Source organism: Parvularcula sp. LCG005, assembly GCF_032930845.1.
Classification (GTDB): Bacteria; Pseudomonadota; Alphaproteobacteria; order Caulobacterales; family Parvularculaceae; genus Parvularcula.
The window spans coordinates 1,255,001-1,273,342 of the sequence record NZ_CP136758.1; the positions used below are offsets into that span (position 1 = coordinate 1,255,001).

General features: G+C 59.8%; 14 protein-coding genes and 2 rRNA genes (1 of these 16 running past the window's edge). 7 read left to right on the top strand and 9 right to left on the bottom strand.

The genetic code is table 11. The features are described 5' to 3' along the window. Both RUI03_RS05855 and rrf read left to right on the top strand, forming a co-directional pair. Positions 1-975 (top strand): 23S ribosomal RNA (locus RUI03_RS05855) (it extends 1,895 nt beyond the left edge of the window). 126 nt (positions 976-1,101) lie between these two features. Next, positions 1,102-1,216 (top strand): 5S ribosomal RNA (gene rrf / locus RUI03_RS05860). Positions 1,217-1,429: 213 nt separating this feature from the next. Here rrf and maiA read toward each other — a convergent pair. Further along, entirely contained in the window at positions 1,430-2,071 is a 642-nt protein-coding gene (maiA, locus tag RUI03_RS05865) for a maleylacetoacetate isomerase (RefSeq protein ID WP_317289349.1), read from the bottom strand. A 218-nt stretch (positions 2,072-2,289) separates the two neighbouring features. Between maiA and RUI03_RS05870 the strand changes: the two genes are divergently transcribed. Continuing rightward, positions 2,290-2,802: a MarR family transcriptional regulator gene (locus RUI03_RS05870; RefSeq protein ID WP_317289350.1), complete on the top strand. Its 513-nt coding sequence runs from the start codon at positions 2,290-2,292 to the stop codon at positions 2,800-2,802. Here the strand turns inward: RUI03_RS05870 and RUI03_RS05875 are convergent. From RUI03_RS05875 to rnr, 5 genes are all read right to left on the bottom strand, one after another. Then, the gene (locus tag RUI03_RS05875) at positions 2,787-4,403 is read right to left on the bottom strand and encodes a TRAP transporter large permease subunit (RefSeq protein WP_317289351.1); all 1,617 of its coding nucleotides are present in this window, start codon (positions 4,401-4,403) and stop codon (positions 2,787-2,789) included. The two genes, RUI03_RS05870 and RUI03_RS05875, sit on opposite strands and share 16 nt — an antisense overlap. Next, positions 4,396-4,992, bottom strand: coding sequence for a TRAP transporter small permease subunit (locus tag RUI03_RS05880; protein WP_317289352.1), 597 nt, complete (start codon positions 4,990-4,992; stop codon positions 4,396-4,398). The genes RUI03_RS05875 and RUI03_RS05880 overlap by 8 nt, the downstream gene beginning before the upstream one ends. 5 nt (positions 4,993-4,997) lie before the next feature. Beyond that, positions 4,998-6,128, bottom strand: coding sequence for a TRAP transporter substrate-binding protein (locus tag RUI03_RS05885; RefSeq protein WP_317289353.1), 1,131 nt, complete (start codon positions 6,126-6,128; stop codon positions 4,998-5,000). Positions 6,129-6,212: 84 nt separating this feature from the next. Next, on the bottom strand, positions 6,213-7,529 hold the full coding sequence (locus RUI03_RS05890) for a hypothetical protein (protein WP_317289354.1): 1,317 nt from the start codon (positions 7,527-7,529) through the stop codon (positions 6,213-6,215). A 204-nt stretch (positions 7,530-7,733) separates the two neighbouring features. Beyond that, positions 7,734-10,142 (bottom strand): ribonuclease R, encoded by a 2,409-nt coding sequence (gene rnr, locus RUI03_RS05895; RefSeq protein WP_317289355.1) that lies wholly within the window; start codon positions 10,140-10,142, stop codon positions 7,734-7,736. 141 nt (positions 10,143-10,283) lie between these two features. On the opposite strand from rnr, the gene RUI03_RS05900 reads away from it, so the two are divergent. Beyond that, positions 10,284-11,453, top strand: coding sequence for a M23 family metallopeptidase (locus RUI03_RS05900; protein ID WP_317289356.1), 1,170 nt, complete (start codon positions 10,284-10,286; stop codon positions 11,451-11,453). A gap of 58 nt (positions 11,454-11,511) precedes the next feature. On the opposite strand, the gene RUI03_RS05905 is transcribed toward RUI03_RS05900, so the two are convergent. Beyond that, complete coding sequence (locus tag RUI03_RS05905; protein ID WP_317289357.1) at positions 11,512-12,450, bottom strand: DUF3108 domain-containing protein; 939 nt, start codon at positions 12,448-12,450, stop codon at positions 11,512-11,514. A gap of 256 nt (positions 12,451-12,706) precedes the next feature. Between RUI03_RS05905 and rpmB the strand changes: the two genes are divergently transcribed. Next, on the top strand, positions 12,707-12,988 hold the full coding sequence (gene rpmB, locus RUI03_RS05910; RefSeq protein WP_317289358.1) for a 50S ribosomal protein L28: 282 nt from the start codon (positions 12,707-12,709) through the stop codon (positions 12,986-12,988). Between the two features lie 31 nt (positions 12,989-13,019). Next, positions 13,020-13,769 (top strand): hypothetical protein, encoded by a 750-nt coding sequence (locus tag RUI03_RS05915; RefSeq protein ID WP_317289359.1) that lies wholly within the window; start codon positions 13,020-13,022, stop codon positions 13,767-13,769. 3 nt (positions 13,770-13,772) lie between these two features. On the opposite strand, the gene RUI03_RS05920 is transcribed toward RUI03_RS05915, so the two are convergent. Together RUI03_RS05920 and cobT are read right to left on the bottom strand one after the other, a co-directional pair. After that, positions 13,773-14,723, bottom strand: a complete 951-nt coding sequence (locus RUI03_RS05920) for an esterase-like activity of phytase family protein (RefSeq protein WP_317289360.1) — start codon at positions 14,721-14,723, stop codon at positions 13,773-13,775. A 2-nt stretch (positions 14,724-14,725) separates the two neighbouring features. Then, positions 14,726-16,585, bottom strand: coding sequence for a cobaltochelatase subunit CobT (cobT, locus tag RUI03_RS05925; protein ID WP_317289361.1), 1,860 nt, complete (start codon positions 16,583-16,585; stop codon positions 14,726-14,728). A 187-nt stretch (positions 16,586-16,772) separates the two neighbouring features. On the opposite strand from cobT, the gene glpK reads away from it, so the two are divergent. Beyond that, positions 16,773-18,248: a glycerol kinase GlpK gene (gene glpK / locus RUI03_RS05930; RefSeq protein ID WP_317289362.1), complete on the top strand. Its 1,476-nt coding sequence runs from the start codon at positions 16,773-16,775 to the stop codon at positions 18,246-18,248. The last annotated feature ends 94 nt before the right edge of the window (positions 18,249-18,342 follow it).

The window sequence follows — 18,342 nt, forward strand, 5'->3', positions numbered from 1 at the left end:
AACTATAACGGTCCTAAGGTAGCGAAATTCCTTGTCGGGTAAGTTCCGACCTGCACGAATGGCGTAACGACTTCCCCACTGTCTCCAACATAGGCTCAGCGAAACTGAATTCTCCGTGAAGATGCGGAGTACCCGCGGTCAGACGGAAAGACCCCGTGCACCTTTACTACAGCTTTGCAGTGGTATTAGTGACAACATGTGTAGGATAGGCGGGAGGCTTTGAAATCAGTGCGCCAGCATTGATGGAGCCGTTGGTGAAATACCGCCCTTGTTGTTATTGATATCTAACCGCGGTCCGTTATCCGGATCCGGGACCCTGCATGGTGGGTAGTTTGACTGGGGCGGTCGCCTCCTAAATTGTAACGGAGGCGCGCGAAGGTTGGCTCAGAGCGGTCGGAAATCGCTCGTTGAGTGCAATGGCATAAGCCAGCCTGACTGCGAGACTGACAAGTCGAGCAGAGTCGAAAGACGGCCATAGTGATCCGGTGGTCCCGCGTGGAAGGGCCATCGCTCAACGGATAAAAGGTACGCCGGGGATAACAGGCTGATGATGCCCAAGAGTCCATATCGACGGCATTGTTTGGCACCTCGATGTCGGCTCATCGCATCCTGGGGCTGGAGCAGGTCCCAAGGGTTTGGCTGTTCGCCAATTAAAGCGGTACGTGAGCTGGGTTTAGAACGTCGTGAGACAGTTCGGTCCCTATCTGCCGTGGGAGTAGGAAATTTGAGAGGAGCTGTCCTTAGTACGAGAGGACCGGGATGGACGTACCTCTGGTGGACCTGTTGTTGCGCCAGCAGCATAGCAGGGTAGCTACGTACGGAACGGATAACCGCTGAAGGCATCTAAGCGGGAAGCCGCCCTCAATACCAGATTTCCCTGAGAACCGTGGAAGACCACCACGTTGATAGGCTGGATGTGGAAGTGTAGTGATACATGAAGCTGACCAGTACTAATTGTTCGATCGGCTTGATCGTTTTAACTCATGTGCGGCGAACGGATCGTCTAACCGTTCGCTGACATTGTCAGACATAACAAATTCACCAGTTCGCTGGTTGCACTTTGGCCCTTAAGGGCACTCTCGCTTTCATTGTTTTGGCCGGCCTGGTGGTTATTGCGCAGGGCCCCCACCCGTTCCCATTCCGAACACGGTCGTTAAATCCTGCAGCGCCGATGGTACTCCGTCTTAAGACGCGGGAGAGTAGGTCGTCGCCAGGCCTGCCAAGACAATGATGACCCATCTCGTCAGAAACACCAAAAACCCCGCTGCTCACCGCAGCGGGGTTTTTGCGTTCCAACAACTCTCAAAACCAAACAAACCAGTCCGATGACGGACAGTCTGTGTAAGGTGTGTCAGTGCCATTGCTTGAACCCACAAAAGCGGATCTGTGAGGGGGCAGGCAGGCTTTTCTTTTCAGCGACAGCAGTCGGTCAGTCCGCATCCGGCTGGCGTTCAGGCGCTGCGGCCGCCAGGGCGTCAATATTGTTCGATGCAGCTTCAATCGCAAGGATGCGTCTATAGGGTGACAGATCGACACTGAACCGTCGGGCCGAATAGATCTGCGGCAACAGATAGCACTCCACCAAGCCCGGTCGGTCGCCGTGACAGAACTGACCACGGGTATTGTCGTTTGCAAGCATCGCCTCAAGCGCCGAAAAGCCCGCGCCAATCCACTCAGCCGCCCATTGGTCGATAGCGACCTGATCCTGTCCAAAGTTGCCCTTCAGATATTTCAGGACCCGCAAATTGTTCAGTGGATGGACGTCGCAACCAATAATTGCCGCCATCTGGCGGACGCGCGCGCGCGCCAGCGGATCGCTGGGAAGAAGAGAGGGCTTTGGATACGCCTCGTCGAGATATTCGATTATGGCCGGAGACTGTGCGATTGCCGTACCGTTGTCGAGGATAAGCAGTGGAACGAGGCCTTGCGGGTTGATGGCCGTATAGTCGGCGGCTTTTTGCTCTGCCTTGCGCAGATCAACCGCGCGATGTTCCACTTCCAGCCCCTTGATGGCGAGCGCCAGCCTCGTGCGATAGGATGTGCCTGAACGCCAGTACCCGTACAAAATCATGGATATCGTCTCCTGAGACGGGAGAATAGCGCGTTCGCGATACTTCACCACCGCAATAAGGGGTAGAAATAGTCTCAAGGTGGCGGTTCTGGCGTCCTGAGGGTTGTCATCCGGAAGGCATTGAGGCTATTCGATGAACTTCTTTGCCAAAGTATACGAGCGTGATGGCCGATTAAGCCGTTTAGGGGCTCCAATTTGGAAGGGTTAGCGGGAGAACGATGACCAACGGCGATCAAAATTCATCAGGTCGAGACTGTGCGAAGTCGACCTCGGCTTTCCAGCTCGAATCTTTCATTCCGTATCGGATTGTCGCTCTCGGCCGCTCCATGGGTCTGGTCCTGTCGAGCGAATATGAGGATGAATTTGGCCTGTCCATGCCCGAATGGCGGACCTTGGCCATCATCGGCCAGTACGAGGAAGTGACGGCGACCCAGGTTGTCGCTGAAACACCGATGGATAAGGTGGCCGTCAGTCGCGCCTCCGCCCGACTGGTCGAGAAGGGGCTGGTGGAGCGCAATCAGCGGGAAGAAGACCGCCGATCGGTCCTGATGCGCCTGACCGACGATGGGCGTCAGATCTTTGATGAGATCGCGCGGCGGGTACTGGCCACGGAGCGACTGATGCTGTCTCGCCTGACGACGGAAGAACAGGACGTTCTTCACCAGCTTCTGTCCAAGGTCTCCATGGTGGTCGACACGCTGGACGCCGGCGACGGTCACGAATCTCCGTAAAGCTGGTCCGGCAGCCATGTGGCCAGGTCTGGCCAGAGTGAAAGCAGGATCAACATCCCGATCTGTATGCCCACGAACGGTATGGCGCCTCGGTAGATCTGCGCCGTGCGCAGTTCTGGTGGCGCCACGCCGCGCAGATAGAATAGCGCAAACCCAAAGGGTGGCGTCAGGAAGCTTGTCTGCAGATTGACCGCCATCATCACACCGAGCCAGATCGGGTCGATCCCGAGGGTCAGGAGTGCCGGAGCCACAAGCGGTACGGCCACCAGGGTGATCTCGATAAAATCGAGGAAGAAGCCCAGAACGAACATCACCACCATCACGACCACGAGTGCGCCGATCTTGCCCCCCGGTGTGGCAGCCAAGGCACCGGCGATGGTTTCATCGCCGCCGAGGCCGCGGAAGACGAGACTGAAAAGTGCCGCACAAATCAGAATGGTGAAGACCATGCCGGTGACTTCGGTGGTCTTGGCCAGGACGGGACGGAACATGTGACGCCGTGCCAGGCTGTAAATGGCGGCGAGAACGCCGCACAGCAGTAAGAGGCAGAGGACGAGGGCGATCGAGACGCCAATATGTTCTGTGGTCGTCATGGCGGCACGGCCAAGGCGCAGATCGACCGATCCATCGAGAACGATGAGCGCAATGATGGCGGCAAGTCCGAGCTGACTGAGCCGCTTCGGCCATCCTGTTGCAACGGCTGACCGGCTGCCAGCGATCAGAAGTGCACCAATCGCGCCGACCGAAGCGGCCTCGGTCGCTGTGGCCTTGCCGGCGAGAATGGAGCCCAGGACGGCCACGATCAGGAGCAGCGGCGCAGGCAAGGTGCGCCAAGCAGCGCGGATGGCCTCGTTGAATTCAAACCGCTCTTCTAAGGGAACGGCGGGAGAGGTCCGCCCACGGAAAAGCGCCATGCCGGCGAGATAAGTCATGTACAGGCCGACGAGAACAAGACCCGGTATGAGGGCGCCGGCGAACAGATCGCCTACGGACACTGTTTCTGGCGCGAAGATGCCCTGGTTCAGCTGGGCCTCCTGATAGGCATTGGAGATCACATCGCCGAGCAGGATCAGAACGATCGAGGGCGGAATGATCTGTCCCAGCGTTCCTGCCGCTGCGATAGAGCCCGCCGCGAGCCCCGGGTCATATCCGCGCTTCAACATGGTGGGGAGGGACAGGAGGCCCATGGTGACGACGGTTGCGCCCACAATGCCCGTCGATGCTGCCAACAGCGCGCCGACCACCATGACTGACAGGCCAAGGCCGCCCCGCATCCCGCCGAACAGTCTGGCCATGGTGTCGAGAAGATCCTCAGCAATGCGGGATCGCTCCAGTATCACACCCATCAGGATGAACATGGGGACGGCCAACAGGACCTGATTGTTCACGATACCGAAGATCCGAATGGGGAACGGATCAGCGATGAAGGCGGGATCGAACGCGCCGACCGCGAGGCCAAACAGGCCGAACACAAGCGCGACGCCGGCCAGCGTGAAGGCTGCCGGAAATCCCATCATCAAGAGCGCACACAATGTGATGACCATGGCGATGTCGAGCCATGTGGCCCAGCTGCACATGCACAGGACGATCTGATCAACCATGGGAGGCCGTCCCCGACATTGAGGCGGCACTCAACAGATCATTGACACGTACGAACGCCCCGCAGGCGAGAAGAAAACCGAAGATGGGAATGAGGCTTTTGAGGAGGAAGACGGCCTGAATGCCATTGGGTTCCGGTGACCCCTCCAGCGTTTGCCAACTCGTGAGAACATAAGGGAGCGACGCGTTAATCACGAGAGCAGCGACCGGGAAAACGAAGAGGTAAAGTCCTACGAGATTGACAAAGCGCTGTCTTCTTTCTGTCCACTGAGAATAAAAGACATCGACCCGGACATGACCATCCGCGATGAGGATCGCGCCCGACGATAGAAGAAACATCGCGCCAAACAGATAGAGGGCGCTCTCCTGCAGCCAGATGAAATTGATGCCAAAAATATTGCGAGTGACGAGGGCGGCCATCTGCGCCATGGCAATGAGCAGGGCGGTGCCTGCCGCCAGCCAGAATGCAGCCTGAACCAGATGGCGGGCTGCAGCTGCCATCCCGCCGACGAATGGTGAGCCGGCCAATCGCGGGATAAGCGGGACCAGGACGATCGCGGCAAAGAGGCAATAGAAGAGGGCACTGACCATGGCGCTCAAACCTCGAAGAGTTCTCGTCTGACGGAGAAATAGGCTTCGTCCGAAATGGCGTTCCAACGCGAGGATTCGGTCAGGGACTGGCGGTAGCTGTCGTAGATGCGTCGACCGATTTCACTTTCATCGGCAATCTCTGACAGAACCACTTTCGTCTGGTTGGCCAGTTCCTTCAGAATGACGTCCGGCATGCGACGGAGCTGAACACCGTGATCCTCCACCAGCTGTTTCAGTGCCCGTCCATTATGCGCAGCGTAGCTGGCCAGGTTGAGATGGTTCGCTGCCCGTGCCGCGTTCTGAATGATCGATTTTTCCTGAACCGTGAAGTCGTTCCAGGCATCGAGATTGACGCCTAGAGACAATTGCGCGCCCGGTTCATGGAAGCCCGGCCAGTAGTAATATTTGGCCTCACGGTAGAAGCCGAAAGCAAGGTCATTCCAGGGACCTACCCATTCGGTCGCATCAATCGCGCCAGATTGGAGTGACTGATAAAGCTCGCCGCCGGGCACGTTGACCGCCGCTGCGCCCGCCCGTCGCATCACTTCGCCGCCAATACCGGGCATACGGATCTTCAGTCCTCGAAGATCATCGAGCGTATTGATTTCACGTTTGAACCAGCCGCCTAGCTGATGCCCTGTATTCCCGGCGGCAAATGGTTTGATATTGAAGCTGGCAGCCAGCTCATCCCACAGTTCCTGACCACCGCCGACTTCCGTCCAGCCCATCTGCTCTACGGCAGTCATGCCGAACGGCACGGCGGTAAAGAAGGGGTAGGCCCGGGATTTGCCGGTCCAGTAATAGTCAGCGGCGTGATATAATTCCGCGCTGCCGCCGGACACGGCATCAAAACTGTCAAAGGCGCCGACAAGTTCACCGGCCGCGAAGATACGGACACGGAGCGCACCGCCGGACATTTCGGTGATGAATTGTGCTGTGCGTTCAGCTGCGTCGCCGAGCCCGGGAAAATCCTTGGGCCAGGTGGTGACCATCTTCAGCTCACGTGACCGGATGCCCGGACCCGTACCGTTCACATTGGCGCGTGCCAGCCGGTCTGAGCAGTCACAGCCCGCAAGGGCCGCAGCTGATCCCAGTGCGCCGCGACGCAGAAACCGTCGGCGGTCCATGTCGGACATGCTCGTCCTCCCCATCCCTCATCATGGCGTGTGGGCCATGTTTTTCGGTGATGTTGTGGGAAACCGGCGGGCGCGTCCAGCCAGCTAGCGAGGGGAGTTTTCTGCGTTGAACCGACGGAAATCTTCGCGGTTCAAACCATCAAAGCGGTTGCGGGACATCAATTCGAGCTTCGCGCGGGCATTGCCTGCGCCACGCAGATAGCCAACGCCACGGCCAAAGCTCTCATAGATGAAGCCCATGAGAACGACGCCCCGGTGCCCCTTCGATAAAGTCGCAACGTCACGACCCCCGAAGATTTTCGACTTGTTGCGATAGTAGCGAAAATAGGGAAACAGGAAATTGTTGGCGGCCGCCAGAATACGGCGGGGCAGGGCCCATTTCCCCGACTCCATCGAACGCGCGGCTTCGAGACGTCCGGTGAGAAACCGCATCCGGTTGACGGCGGACCGTTTGGAAGGGTTCAGCGAGGCGAGTTGAGCCTCACGATTGCGGTACAGGACACCGCCTTTCGCCGTAATCGCGTCGACCAGCGTGCCGTCATCGATCAACTGCGCAAGCTCCGGCCCGAACTGCAGCAGAGAAGATCGGCGCCAGACGGTGTTCGTGATCGTCGTGATTGTCTTGATCGGGCCGGACGGGCGTCCGTGGATGGCCATAGTGTCTGGCAGCATCGCCGCCCAGGAGGCGCCGGACAAAGGATTTGAATTGACCTGACGCGGCGCGAGGGCGTCCCATTCCTTGTCTTCATCTGCCAGGACAAGGGCCGCGAAATCGCGCGCCGGTGTTGCATACCAGTCGAGAATGGCGACGAGCGGGGCCTTGGCAACGCCGACAGCGTCGGCAATCGCGCGGCCGGAAATGCTCGCATCAGGCGTTTTTACGAAATGAATGTCGCCATCATCAAGGGTCAGCGCGGAGGCGGCCGCGATCTCACAGGAGCCAATGGCAATGATTTCTGTCCGACCGACAACGGTCTGTTCTTTCAGGGCGTTGAAGATACGCGCGACACGGGCCGTATTGTCGCCGACCGGAATGATAAAGGCGAGATCGGGCCGCGCCGGTGCTGTCTGAGGTTCAGCCGGTCTGATCGCTGCGGACCGCTGTTGCGGCGGTGCCGGTGTGGCAGTCGGCTTCTCGGCACGTTTGGGCCGCGGCCGACGTGCGGGAGGCGTGTCTGCTTTTTTGGTCCTGGCCGGCTGAGACATTTCGGGCTGCGCGCGGAAGGGATTGGGATCTTCCAGCTTGGCGGGCGAGGGGCTGGACGCAGAAGCCGCAGATTTCGCCGCAGGGGCGTCTGCCCGGTCGGTCGACGGCGCGGGTTTGGCGACAGAGCGTTTGGACGGCGAATTAACATCATCGCCGAACAGACTGCTCAGGCCATGGGGGCTATCCGGTTTCATAAACAAATTCTCTTCCCCACGGACCACAACTCCACAATTGGCCGTCCTTTTACACAACTGGTTTCAAACGCGCTGAGCTGCATAAAGTTCCCCATCAGACCAATTGCATCCCCTGGTTGATGACCGTGATCGGTTCAATTGCACGGTGGTGCACTATCGCATCTTTTCGGTGCCATGGGGATAGGATCAGCAGTTAAAGCGCAGTCACTTTTGCGGTTTTTTTCGTGGTCGACGGCGCAGGGTCTTCGCATCGCTTTCGCTGGTGGCGGACGGTGGCGCTGCCGTGGCGTTTTTAGCGGCTTTCTGTCGCTTCGCGGGCCGCGGGCTCTGTTCACTCGGCGCAGCGTCTTCGCGCCGGGTGCTGGGGACCCGGCGTTTCCCCTTATCCTTGGAGGCGCGTTTCGGGCCCGCGGCTTTGCGCTTGGGCTTTGCCCCTCGTTTGGGCCGTTCGGACCCCTCATCACCGTCCGGTTGGACAGAATCGGTAAGCATCTCGAAGCGCATGCCGCCCTGGACCGGGGTGACCTCGACCAATCGGACCATGACTTTTTGGCCGACGGCGTAGCGCCCGCGTGTACGTTGACCGACAAGGGCGTTTTTGGCCTCGTCAAACTCGTAATAGTCACCGGTCAAAGTGCGCATGGGGATGAACCCATCCGCGCCGGTTTCGTTGAGGGCGACAAAGAGGCCGGCGCGCGTAGCACCGGAAATGCGGGCCGGGAAGTCAGCGCCGACCTCGTCTTCCAGATAGGCGGCGAGGAAGCGATCCTGCGTCGAGCGCTCGGCGTTCACGGCGCGGCGTTCGTGACCCGTGATCAGCTCCGCCGTTCGGGTCAGATCCTTTTCATCGTCCTTCGTGGCGGCGCCTGGCCCAAGCTTGAACGCGCCGACCAGGCCGCGGTGAACGGTCAAGTCTGCATACCGCCGGATGGGTGACGTGAAATGCGCATAGCGCATCAGATGAAGACCGAAATGCCCACCATTGTCCGTGTCGTACACAGCCTGTGACTGCGTTCGCAGAATCGCCATCGACACGATTTCTTCCTGATCCCGCTTCTGAGCCATGGCCAAAACGCGGTTGAAGGACTCAGGTTTGATGACCTGCCCCTTGGGCAGGGAGTAGTCCATTGTCGACAGATACTGCCGAAGAGCTTCCAGACGTTCCGGATCCGGTTCATCATGGACGCGATAGATCAGTGGACGGCGTGCCTCTTCGAGGGATTCAGCGGCACACACATTGGCGGCCACCATCATCACTTCGATGAGCTTGTGCGCCTCGAGCCGCTCCTTGACCTGAACGCTCGCCACCTGGCCGCTGTCGTCGAGCACTATCTTGCGTTCTGGCAGCTCGAGATTGAGGGGTGCACGGCGGTTTCGGCCCTTGAGCATCGTCTCATAGGCCGCATAAAGCGGATCGATGATACTGTCCTTGATCGGTGCGGTGCGGTCATTCAATTCGCCCAGATGCGCGGCTTCGGCTTCCTCATAGGAGATGCCGGCCTTCGACCGCATCAGACCGCGATAGAAGCGATGGCCCGTCTTTCGGCCCTCATCATTGTAGATCATCTCGCAGCAAAGGGCCGTGCGGTCCTCGCCAGCTTTCAGCGAACACAGACCGTTTGAGAGAACCTCTGGCAGCATCGGGACGACCCGATCGACAAGATAGACCGAGTTGCCGCGCCGCTGGGCTTCCTTGTCGAGGGCAGAGCCGGGGCGGACGAACCAGGACACGTCTGCGATGGCGACAGTGATCTTCCAGCCGTCCTTGTGGCGTTCGGCATAGACAGCATCATCGTGATCCTTGGCGTCGGCAGGGTCGATGGTGATGAGGGGCAGATCGCGAATGTCCTCATGGTGCTGACTGTCGCGAGGCAAGGTCTGCGCCTCCGCTTCACGCACCACGGCGGCAGGGAAGTCGACAGGAATTTCCTGCTCAGCCAGCGCGATCAGCGACCAGTTCTGGGAGGAGGCAATATCGCCGACAACCTCGCGCACCCGCGCGCGGCGCGGCCCGTAGCCCCGATCATTCTTGGCTTCGATCCAGACGAGGTCGCCATCTTCGGCGTCGCCGGCATCCTGTGGCGAGACCACGAAGCTGGAGCCGCCCTTGCGGCCCACGGGCTCGACCCGGCCATCTTTCCGGCCCTTGGTGTAGACGCCCAAGGTCCGCTGAGCGCTCTTGTTGAGCACTTTCATCGGTTGGGCGGTGTAGCGTCCATCTTCCTGCTCGATGATCTTGCCGAGGAAACGCATGCCGACGCCAAGTGGTGGTTTCACCTTTGATGCGGCACTGTCGGTCAGCAGAACATCGGGCAGGGGCCCGTCAAAATCCCGCAGCACAGGTTCACAGATCAGATCCCCATCCTTGTCGGATCGGACCACATCCATGACTGAAATCGGGGGAAGGGTGTTCTTCAGATTGGCGCGCTTGCCCTCAAGCGTGATCGCACCTTCGTCTTCTAATGCTTTGAGAAGGCGGCGTAATTCCGTGCGGTCCGGGCCTTTTACGTGAAACGCTTTGGCGATATCGCGCCGGGCGGGAGGGCCGTCGCCATTTTCAACATAGCTGGCAATATAATCGGTGAGTTGTTTTTTTGTCGGTAGTTTTGTCATTGCGGCGACACAAACACGAAAATCAGTGAAAAGTCACAGTATTTTAGCGCAGGCCATCTTGGTCGCGTTAGGACTATCTTAAGCCTGTCGGCCGCATTTTCTCTTCACATTCGATTCACCATGACTCGCGGAGAAAAGCCGATGCGTCAGTCACTCTTAGTTATTTCCAGTCTGTCCATTGTGGGTCTTGCAGGGGCAGCCATTGCTGACGCTGCACGGGCGCAGGAAGTACCCGTGACCTATCGCAGCGACCCAGGTCCGGCGCACCCCCGCTACGCCGATGAGCGACAGATCGTGGGAGAGGCGGCTGAACCGGCACGCGTCGCGGTCAATTATACGACCAGCGCACGGACGTATAGCGAGGAGCGGGTCTATGAGGCCACCAGCCGTCGTGCGGTCACAGTCGAGGCAGGCGACACGGTCTACGCTCTCAGTCGACGCTATGGGGTACCGCCGGTACACATCATCGAAGCCAATAATCTGAGTGCGCCCTATGCCCTGAAGATCGGGCAGCGCGTCGTCATTCCGGGCGAGACCATCGTTTCTGCGCCAACCCGCACGCCAATCGTGGAACGCGATACGCGTCCAGTGCGCGCCAATTTCCGTGTAGAACCTGATCGTCTGGACACTGTCTATCGGGTTCGCCCTGGTGATACGCTCTATTCGCTGTCGCGCCAGTTCGGTGTCGATCTTCAGGCGCTGGCTGACGCTAACGATCTTCGCGCGCCATATTCCCTGGCGATCGATGAGCGCATTGTCATTCCGGGCACGGATGAGGGGTCTGATGATGCCATGTTGGCAGCGCGGGAGCTTGATCTGCCGCGGCGTCAGAATCGCGCGGAAACCTCTCCTTACCGCAAGGATGACAATCGCATCCTCGTGAGCAAATCCGCTGCCAGCAGCCGTTTTTCGTGGCCGCTTGAAGGCTCCGTCGTCATGAACTTCGGCACATCGGACCGGGGTGTAAAGAATGACGGGATCAATATTGCGGCTCCTGTCGGTGCGCCAATTCGTGCCGCCGAAGACGGTGAAGTCATCTATACCGGCTCTGAGTTGGCTGGCTACGGCAATCTTCTCCTGATCCGTCACTCCGATGGCTGGGTGTCAGCCTACGCGCACACGGACAGCATCATGGTCAAGAAGGGCGACACGGTCCAGCAGGGCCAGGTGGTCGCAAAGGTGGGTCACTCAGGCTCAGTCGACCAGCCTCAGCTGCATTTCGAATTGCGGCATGAACTGAAGCCACGTGATCCGCTTCTGGCCCTGAACGGCGAAGATCAGGACGCTCGCGAAATCGCCTATCGTCGCTGAAGACACAGGCCTCAGATAAGAAAAACCCCGGTCGATGGACCGGGGTTTTCTATTGTGGTCAGTCGCGACCCAGTTGCACGCTCTTGCCATTGGGACCGGTGATGGTGGGATATTTGCCTTCTAGCCGGGCGGTAAACACACCCTGCTTGGCGCGGATCATCACGGGCACATAGGCCATAGTCGAGGTGCGGAATGTCTCCGGCACCGGCACGATGTAGACCCACAGATCGCCGTCAATGTCGCCGCTGTCCTTGGCGCGGTAGCCGGCCACCTTCACCTGATCCAGGCGGCAGCGGTGGGCCGTGCCCTCAAAACGTCCTTTGCCGCCTTTGCGGATGTCCTCCGTCCCGTCATCGGTCATCACCAGATCAAAGCGCCGACGACCATCGAACGTTTTCACCACGCGGTCGCAGGGAGAGCCCGCGGTCTGACGCGGCAGGAAACCAAGAGACATCAGCGCCGCCATCGGATCGACTGCGCCGAAGGCCACATCCTCAGGCACAGGCTGATGGAAGGTGTAAACCGGATCCGCCCAGAGGTGGATGCGCCGCGCATTGGCCGGGCGATACATCTCCACATATTGCTGGTCGTCTTCGGCCTCGAAGTCATGGTTCAGATAATAATGGGCGCCAATGTCGCCGTTCTCGATCGTGCCGCGGGCCACCGTTGTGGCATTGGCGTCGGAGAACCAGCGGGCAATGCCTTTTTGCTCCATCCGATATTTGATCGAGTAGCGAGTGTCCGAGGCGGCAACCGTCAAGAACACACGGCCGACATCAAAGCCGGCGATCTCGCCCTTATAGGTGACAGAATAGGTCGTGGCCTTGCCGGGCAGAGCGACCGGAACTTCGGCCAGACGATCGGCCGCGACATCAACGGCGAAATGTTGCCGCCATTCAGGGGACCCGGGCTCGGGCAGATCCTCCTGCGCCAAAGCGCTCCCCAACAGGAAGCCGGACGCGGCTAGCAGGGCGAATCGGGATTTCAGTGTCAGCATCGGGTCTACGTACTTTCGTCTGGCCGTTCAGGGGATGACCTAGCCCATATTGACGAATAATCTGCCCTAAATGTTGGAAAGGCAGCAGCGCCGCAAAGGGCAGGGCAAAGGTGCGGAACTTTATTGGCAAATCCGCCTGCAAGCGGCATGAAAAGCCCCGTTGCCCGCTTGACGGTCGCGACCGAAGCCGGTACCTGCCGCCGTTCACATAGTCTTAGCGGCCGTCTGACTGGCCCCCGTGGAATGAGGTTTCATCATGTCTCGTGTATGCGAGTTCACCGGCAAGCGCCCGATGGTAGGGAACAACGTTTCTCACGCCAATAACAAATCCAAGCGTCGCTACCTGCCGAACCTGTGCACCGTTTCGCTTGAGAGCGAGCGCCTTGACCGTCGCTTCCGCTTTCGTATTTCGGCTCATGCCCTGCGCTCAGTCGACCATGTTGGTGGCCTGGATGCGTTCCTGACCAAGGCGAAAGACGAGAAACTGTCTGATCGCGCGCGCAAGCTGAAGCGCGATATCGTCGCCGCAGCAGGATAACTTTAGTCCTTGCGGTGGTAGGTGTGATGCCGTGACCACGGCTGACCCAGATAGTCCTTCTTCATCCAAACCGGTGATCGGTAGTAACCCGGTCACTGTGGAGCGCTATCGCGCCGAAGAAGTCACCGCTGGATATCGTTTCAGACAATTGGCCGGACGCCTCGCTGATCAAGTATTGGCGGCGCTCGGCCTTTCTTTGATTCTGGCGCCAATGCTGCTGATCGCAGCGCTGACTCTTGATCTGCCGCTTCATCTGTTCGACCGGTTCGCCACCGTTCAGAGCATTCGCCCCAGCCTGTGGACAAGCCGTGGCGAGTTTGTCCTGACCATCAGCCTGTTCGTGATGCTCGCCATGGGACGGCGCTATGGCGCCACGATTGTGGGCCGGGCCCAGAACCTGTCCTGGCTCGTGCTGGTCGTGGTCTCCTCTCTGATCCTGCTGATTCTCGCGCCGCAACTGACGGCCGCCGACATGCCGTCGGGGCGATATATGCTCGGCGTGATGTTGGGCTGGTATGCGGGGCCGCTGGCCGCCATTCATGTCTATGACCTGACGCGTGGCAGCCGATGGTGGCGCGCGCCCCTGCTGGCTTGCCTGACGGGATTTGCGGTTCAGACAGCGTTTTATTTTCCGATCACCTACGCCGGGACGGGAGCGCCGTGGGGGCTTTGGTGGGCGGCTGACCTGGTCCTGAAGACGGGCCTCAGCCTGATCTTTCTTGGGGTTTATCGGTCCCTGCGGCGACGCCTCAAGCCACGCACAGGCTTGGGCGGCAAATAGCGATTACTTCGCGCCGCATTCCGGCGTTTCAGCGATGCTGATACCGAGAAAAACGGTCCGCTGAATATCGTTGAAATTATCGTCCGACATCAGGTGCGCGATCAGGCGGCCGTCGGGCGCACGTTCAACCTCGATCGCTTCCATATTGTCGATGCCATGCAGAAAGCTCATCCGTGCCAGTTCGGTGCCGATGAGCCTGTTCTTGTCCAGGTCACCAGCGGGGACACGGACGAGGCGGGCCCGGACCCCCTTGGTCCGTGAAAACGCGCGCTCAAGTACGATCAGGTCACCGGTCGCCGGATCTATATCGGCATCAGTCGGATTGAATTCGTCCGCAGCCTGATAGGCGCTTTCACGCCACGGCCCATTAAGGCCGTGATGACTGATCCAGAGCGGCGACCAGCCATCGGCACCTTTGCCTTCTGCGAGGGCCATCACCCGGCCATCAGCCAGCTGAACGATGGTTTCAAAGCCATCATTGCGCCCCAACCGCGCATCATCAGTCTCAAAAATCGTGGCGTCGGGATGCCAGTCGCCCTCGGCCCGGTGATACCGGTCGATCCGGTTCATGTTCTCAAAGCTGATCAGCGCAGTCCTGTCGTCAAGCAGGATGAGACCCTCGCTGTCGCCATTGGCCTTGTTCAGGCGCTCTCCATCAGTGTCCAACAGGTAGTGAGGCGTCGCGGGGCCGAAGGCGCTGACAAACCCTGCCGCGTCGCGTTGCAGGTCAAAATCGAACACAGTCCCGACATCTGTGACCGCAATTGCTCGATCATCCGCAATTCGCATGGCCGAAACGCCGCCAAAGCCATTACTGCCAAAGAGGGTGAAGCCGCGTTCCAGCGTGACGCAATGGGCGACGATCGCCTGGTCATCAAGGACGGGAAAACGCTCGACACGCAGATTGATAGCCAGCGGATCCAGCGCCAGAAGCGCGAGCAGGGACGTCCACATGATCAAGCCCTTCGTCGTTGCGGTGCCGATCTATCATCCTCGAACAGGTCCGCCAACTGCTCCGTCATGGCTCCGGCGAGCTGGTCGACATCTGCGATGGTCAGTGCGCGGCGATAGAAACGCGTGACATCATGGCCAATGCCGATGGCGAGAAGCTCGACCGGTGAGCGGTTCTCAATAAAGCCGATGACCTCGCGCAGATGCCGATCAAGATAGGCCCCGCCATTGGCGGATGAGGTCGTGTCGTCGACCGGTGCCCCATCCGAGATAACCATCAGAATACGGCGCGCTTCAGGACGTTTGACGAGGCGATCATGGGCCCACATCAGGGCCTCGCCATCGATATTTTCTTTGAGAAGGCCTTCCTTGAGCATCAGGCCAAGATTGTCCTTGGCCCGGCGCCAGGGGACATTGGCCGGCTTGTAGACGATGTGCCGGAGATCGTTGAGGCGGCCCGGGAAGCGGGGGCGTCCATCCAGAACCCACTTCTCCCGCGACTGGCCGCCTTTCCACGCCTTCGTGGTGAAGCCGAGAATTTCGACCTTCACCGCGCAGCGTTCAAGCGTTCGGGCAAGAATATCCGCACACAGGGCAGCGACCGTGATGGGTCGTCCACGCATGGAGCCGGAATTATCAATCAGCAGGGTGACGGTCGTATCGCGAAACGCCTGCTCTTTTTCCTGCTTGTAGGACAGGGGCTGCATCGGGTCAGCAATGATCCGCGCCAGCCGCGCCGCGTCCAGCATGCCCTCATCAATATCAAACTGCCACGCCCGGTTCTGCTGCGCGAGCAGGCGACGGTGCAGCCGGTTGGCCAGTCGCCCGACCACGGCCTGCAGCGGGGCCAGCTGATTGTCGAGCATGTTCCGCAGACGGGACAGTTCCTCGTCGTCGCAGAGTTCCTGCGGTGCGGCGATCTCGTCGAATTCGTGCGTATAGGCGTGATAGCGTTCGCCCGAATCATCATTGGCCTTTGGCGGGGTATCGGTGGGGCTCATCCCGTGTTCGTCGGGACGGCTGTCCTTGTCCTCCTCCATCTCGCCGATTTCTTCAGCCTCGGCACCGCTTTCGGGCGACTCGCCGAAATCCGGGACTTCATCCTCACTGTCCTGATTGTCTTCATCGGACTCGTCGGGCTGGTCTTCGTCCTGATCGTCGTCGTCGCCATCATCCGTTGGCGTATCATCCTCGCCGTCGTCCTCGTCCGATTTTTCCTCGCCCTTTTCATCGCCCATTTGCAGGTCATCGATCAGCTGACGAGCAAGGGTGGAGAACAGGGCCTGATTGTCGATCGCCTGTGGATCGCGCAGGGCATCGAGAGCCGGACCAGCCTTGGCCATGATCTCGTCGCGCCACTGATCCACCAGGTTCGCCGCAGAAGCCGGTACCGGGCGGCCGGTCATGACCTCCCGTGCGAGCAGCTGGATAATTTCCGGCATCGGAATATTCTGCCGATCCTCCATTCGGCGATAGCCCTTGTCCTCGAACCGCTTTTCCAGCGCCGCATCGAGGTTATTGCCTACGCCGGGCAGGGCATTGGCGCCGATGGCTTCGATCCGCATGTCCTCAAGGGCCGCATAGACTGCTCGGCCCTCATTGTTCTGGGGCGACAGCCTAGCGTGCAGCACCTCGTCATGATGCGCCAGCCGCAGGGCAGCGCCATCACCGAAGCCCCGGGCAATTGCGACCCGCTCATCATCAAGCCGGCGCGGTGGCATGGGGATACGCGCGCTGCGACCAGTGACGCGTGACTGATCACCGCCATAGGTCACTTCGCTCTCAGGGTCCGCCGCGATCGCACGCGTCGTCTGGGCGAGAACGCGTTTGAAACGGTCGAGCGGTGTTTCGATCTTGTCAGCCATCTGGTCTCAATAGCGAAATTGGCGGCCCAACAAAGGGTGTTGCGTCAAAATAGCAGCCCTGTTCGGCAATAGGCGAGAAAAAGCCCTCGTCAGCGCGTCGACGCGCGCCATAGTCTAATTGAAAAGCGCTGCCGTTCTGTTCCTGCGCGCGGCGCGACACGAAATGCGGTGGCGGAGACCTGTACCCATGACTGAACCGAACTTGCTGTCCATCGATCAGGGCACGACGAGTACTCGCGTGATCTTGTTCTCTCGTCAGGGGAAGATTCTGGACAGCGCCCAGCGTGAGTTGCCGCAGCTCTATCCGCATGATGGCTGGGTGGAGCAGGACCCTGAGACGATCTGGGCGCATACAGCGGAAGTCGTCCAGGCGGTGCTGTCGCGTCAGGATGCGCTGCCCGTCTGTCTGGGAATCACCAATCAGCGCGAGACAGTAGTGATCTGGAACCGCAAGACCGGCAAACCCATTCACAACGCTATCGTCTGGCAGGACCGGCGGACAGCACCGGTCTGTCGGCGGATGCGCAAGGACGGACATGAGGATCTGGTGCGCGAACGGACCGGACTGCTGCTCGATCCCTATTTCTCCGCCACCAAGATCGGCTGGCTGCTGGATCACGTGCCGGGCGCGCGTGATGCGGCGGAACGGGGCGATCTGGCATTCGGGACGATCGACAGCTTTCTCCTCTGGCGACTGACTGCAGGAAGAGTGCACGCGACCGATGCCACCAATGCCAGCCGCACATGCCTGTTCAACATTGAGAGCCAGAAGTGGGACGATGATCTGCTGGCCCTGTTCGGCGTGCCTGCGGCCTTGTTGCCAGAGATAAAGGACTGTGCGGACGATTTTGGTCGCACGGACCGTGCCGCCATCGGTCATGACCTGCCGATAGGCGGGGTTGCCGGCGACCAGCACGCCGCCCTGATTGGCCAAGCCTGCTTCACCCCGGGCATGGTCAAGAGCACCTATGGCACGGGGTGTTTTGCGGTCCTGAACACCGGCGCCGAGCGCGCGCGATCGTCCCACAAGCTTCTCTCCACGCTGGCCTATCGGTTGGGCGGTGAAGTGACTTATGCTCTGGAGGGCTCGATCTTTGTGGCCGGCGCGGCGATCCAGTGGCTGCGGGACGGCCTTGGTCTCATGACCTCCGCCGCCGAGAGTGAGGCCATGGCGAAGAGCCCGCCGGCTGGCCGGAATGTCTACATGGTCCCGGCCTTTACCGGCCTCGGTGCGCCGCATTGGGATGCCGAGGCGCGGGGCGCGATTTATGGGCTTACACGTGATACGGTCGCCGCAGATATTGTCCGGGCCGCGCTGGAGTCCGTGGCATTTCAGACCCACGATCTTCTGTCGGCCATGGTCGCGGATGCGGGCCCGATCGGGACCGTGCGAATCGATGGCGGCATGGCGGCCAATGACTGGTTCTGTCAGCGCCTGGCTGATCTCTGTGACGTCAAGGCCGAACGTCCGGAGGTGACCGAAACGACGGCGTTGGGTGCTGCGGTCTTGGCAGGTTTGTCCTCGGGGATATTCAGTTCCACCGAGGAGGCGGCTGCCATGTGGTCGCAAGACCAGTCGTTCTGCCCGACGCTCAGCGACGAAGGGCGGGCACGAAAGCTGGAGGGCTGGCATGAGGCCCTGCGACGCACGCTGTCGACCTAAGGTTCTGTAAGCAGGAGTGAAACAGCGTTTTCCACAGATGGCTGCGCAAATGTTCTAAAATTGTTCTTTTTCGCTTTCCGCGTGTAGCGCATCG

What these genes read in the sequence shown, in the direction of transcription:
- RUI03_RS05900 (WP_317289356.1), top strand. Translation starts at nt 10,284, where the DNA reads ATGCGTCAGTCACTCTTAGTTATTTCCAGTCTGTCCATTGTGGGTCTT.
- rnr (WP_317289355.1), bottom strand. Translation starts at nt 10,142, where the DNA reads ATGACAAAACTACCGACAAAAAAACAACTCACCGATTATATTGCCAGC.
- RUI03_RS05920 (WP_317289360.1), bottom strand. Translation starts at nt 14,723, where the DNA reads ATGTGGACGTCCCTGCTCGCGCTTCTGGCGCTGGATCCGCTGGCTATC.
- RUI03_RS05885 (WP_317289353.1), bottom strand. Translation starts at nt 6,128, where the DNA reads ATGTCCGACATGGACCGCCGACGGTTTCTGCGTCGCGGCGCACTGGGA.
- cobT (WP_317289361.1), bottom strand. Translation starts at nt 16,585, where the DNA reads ATGGCTGACAAGATCGAAACACCGCTCGACCGTTTCAAACGCGTTCTC.
- RUI03_RS05890 (WP_317289354.1), bottom strand. Translation starts at nt 7,529, where the DNA reads ATGAAACCGGATAGCCCCCATGGCCTGAGCAGTCTGTTCGGCGATGAT.
- glpK (WP_317289362.1), top strand. Translation starts at nt 16,773, where the DNA reads ATGACTGAACCGAACTTGCTGTCCATCGATCAGGGCACGACGAGTACT.
- RUI03_RS05905 (WP_317289357.1), bottom strand. Translation starts at nt 12,450, where the DNA reads ATGCTGACACTGAAATCCCGATTCGCCCTGCTAGCCGCGTCCGGCTTC.
- RUI03_RS05875 (WP_317289351.1), bottom strand. Translation starts at nt 4,403, where the DNA reads ATGGTTGATCAGATCGTCCTGTGCATGTGCAGCTGGGCCACATGGCTC.
- maiA (WP_317289349.1), bottom strand. Translation starts at nt 2,071, where the DNA reads ATGATTTTGTACGGGTACTGGCGTTCAGGCACATCCTATCGCACGAGG.
- rpmB (WP_317289358.1), top strand. Translation starts at nt 12,707, where the DNA reads ATGTCTCGTGTATGCGAGTTCACCGGCAAGCGCCCGATGGTAGGGAAC.
- RUI03_RS05880 (WP_317289352.1), bottom strand. Translation starts at nt 4,992, where the DNA reads ATGGTCAGTGCCCTCTTCTATTGCCTCTTTGCCGCGATCGTCCTGGTC.
- RUI03_RS05870 (WP_317289350.1), top strand. Translation starts at nt 2,290, where the DNA reads ATGACCAACGGCGATCAAAATTCATCAGGTCGAGACTGTGCGAAGTCG.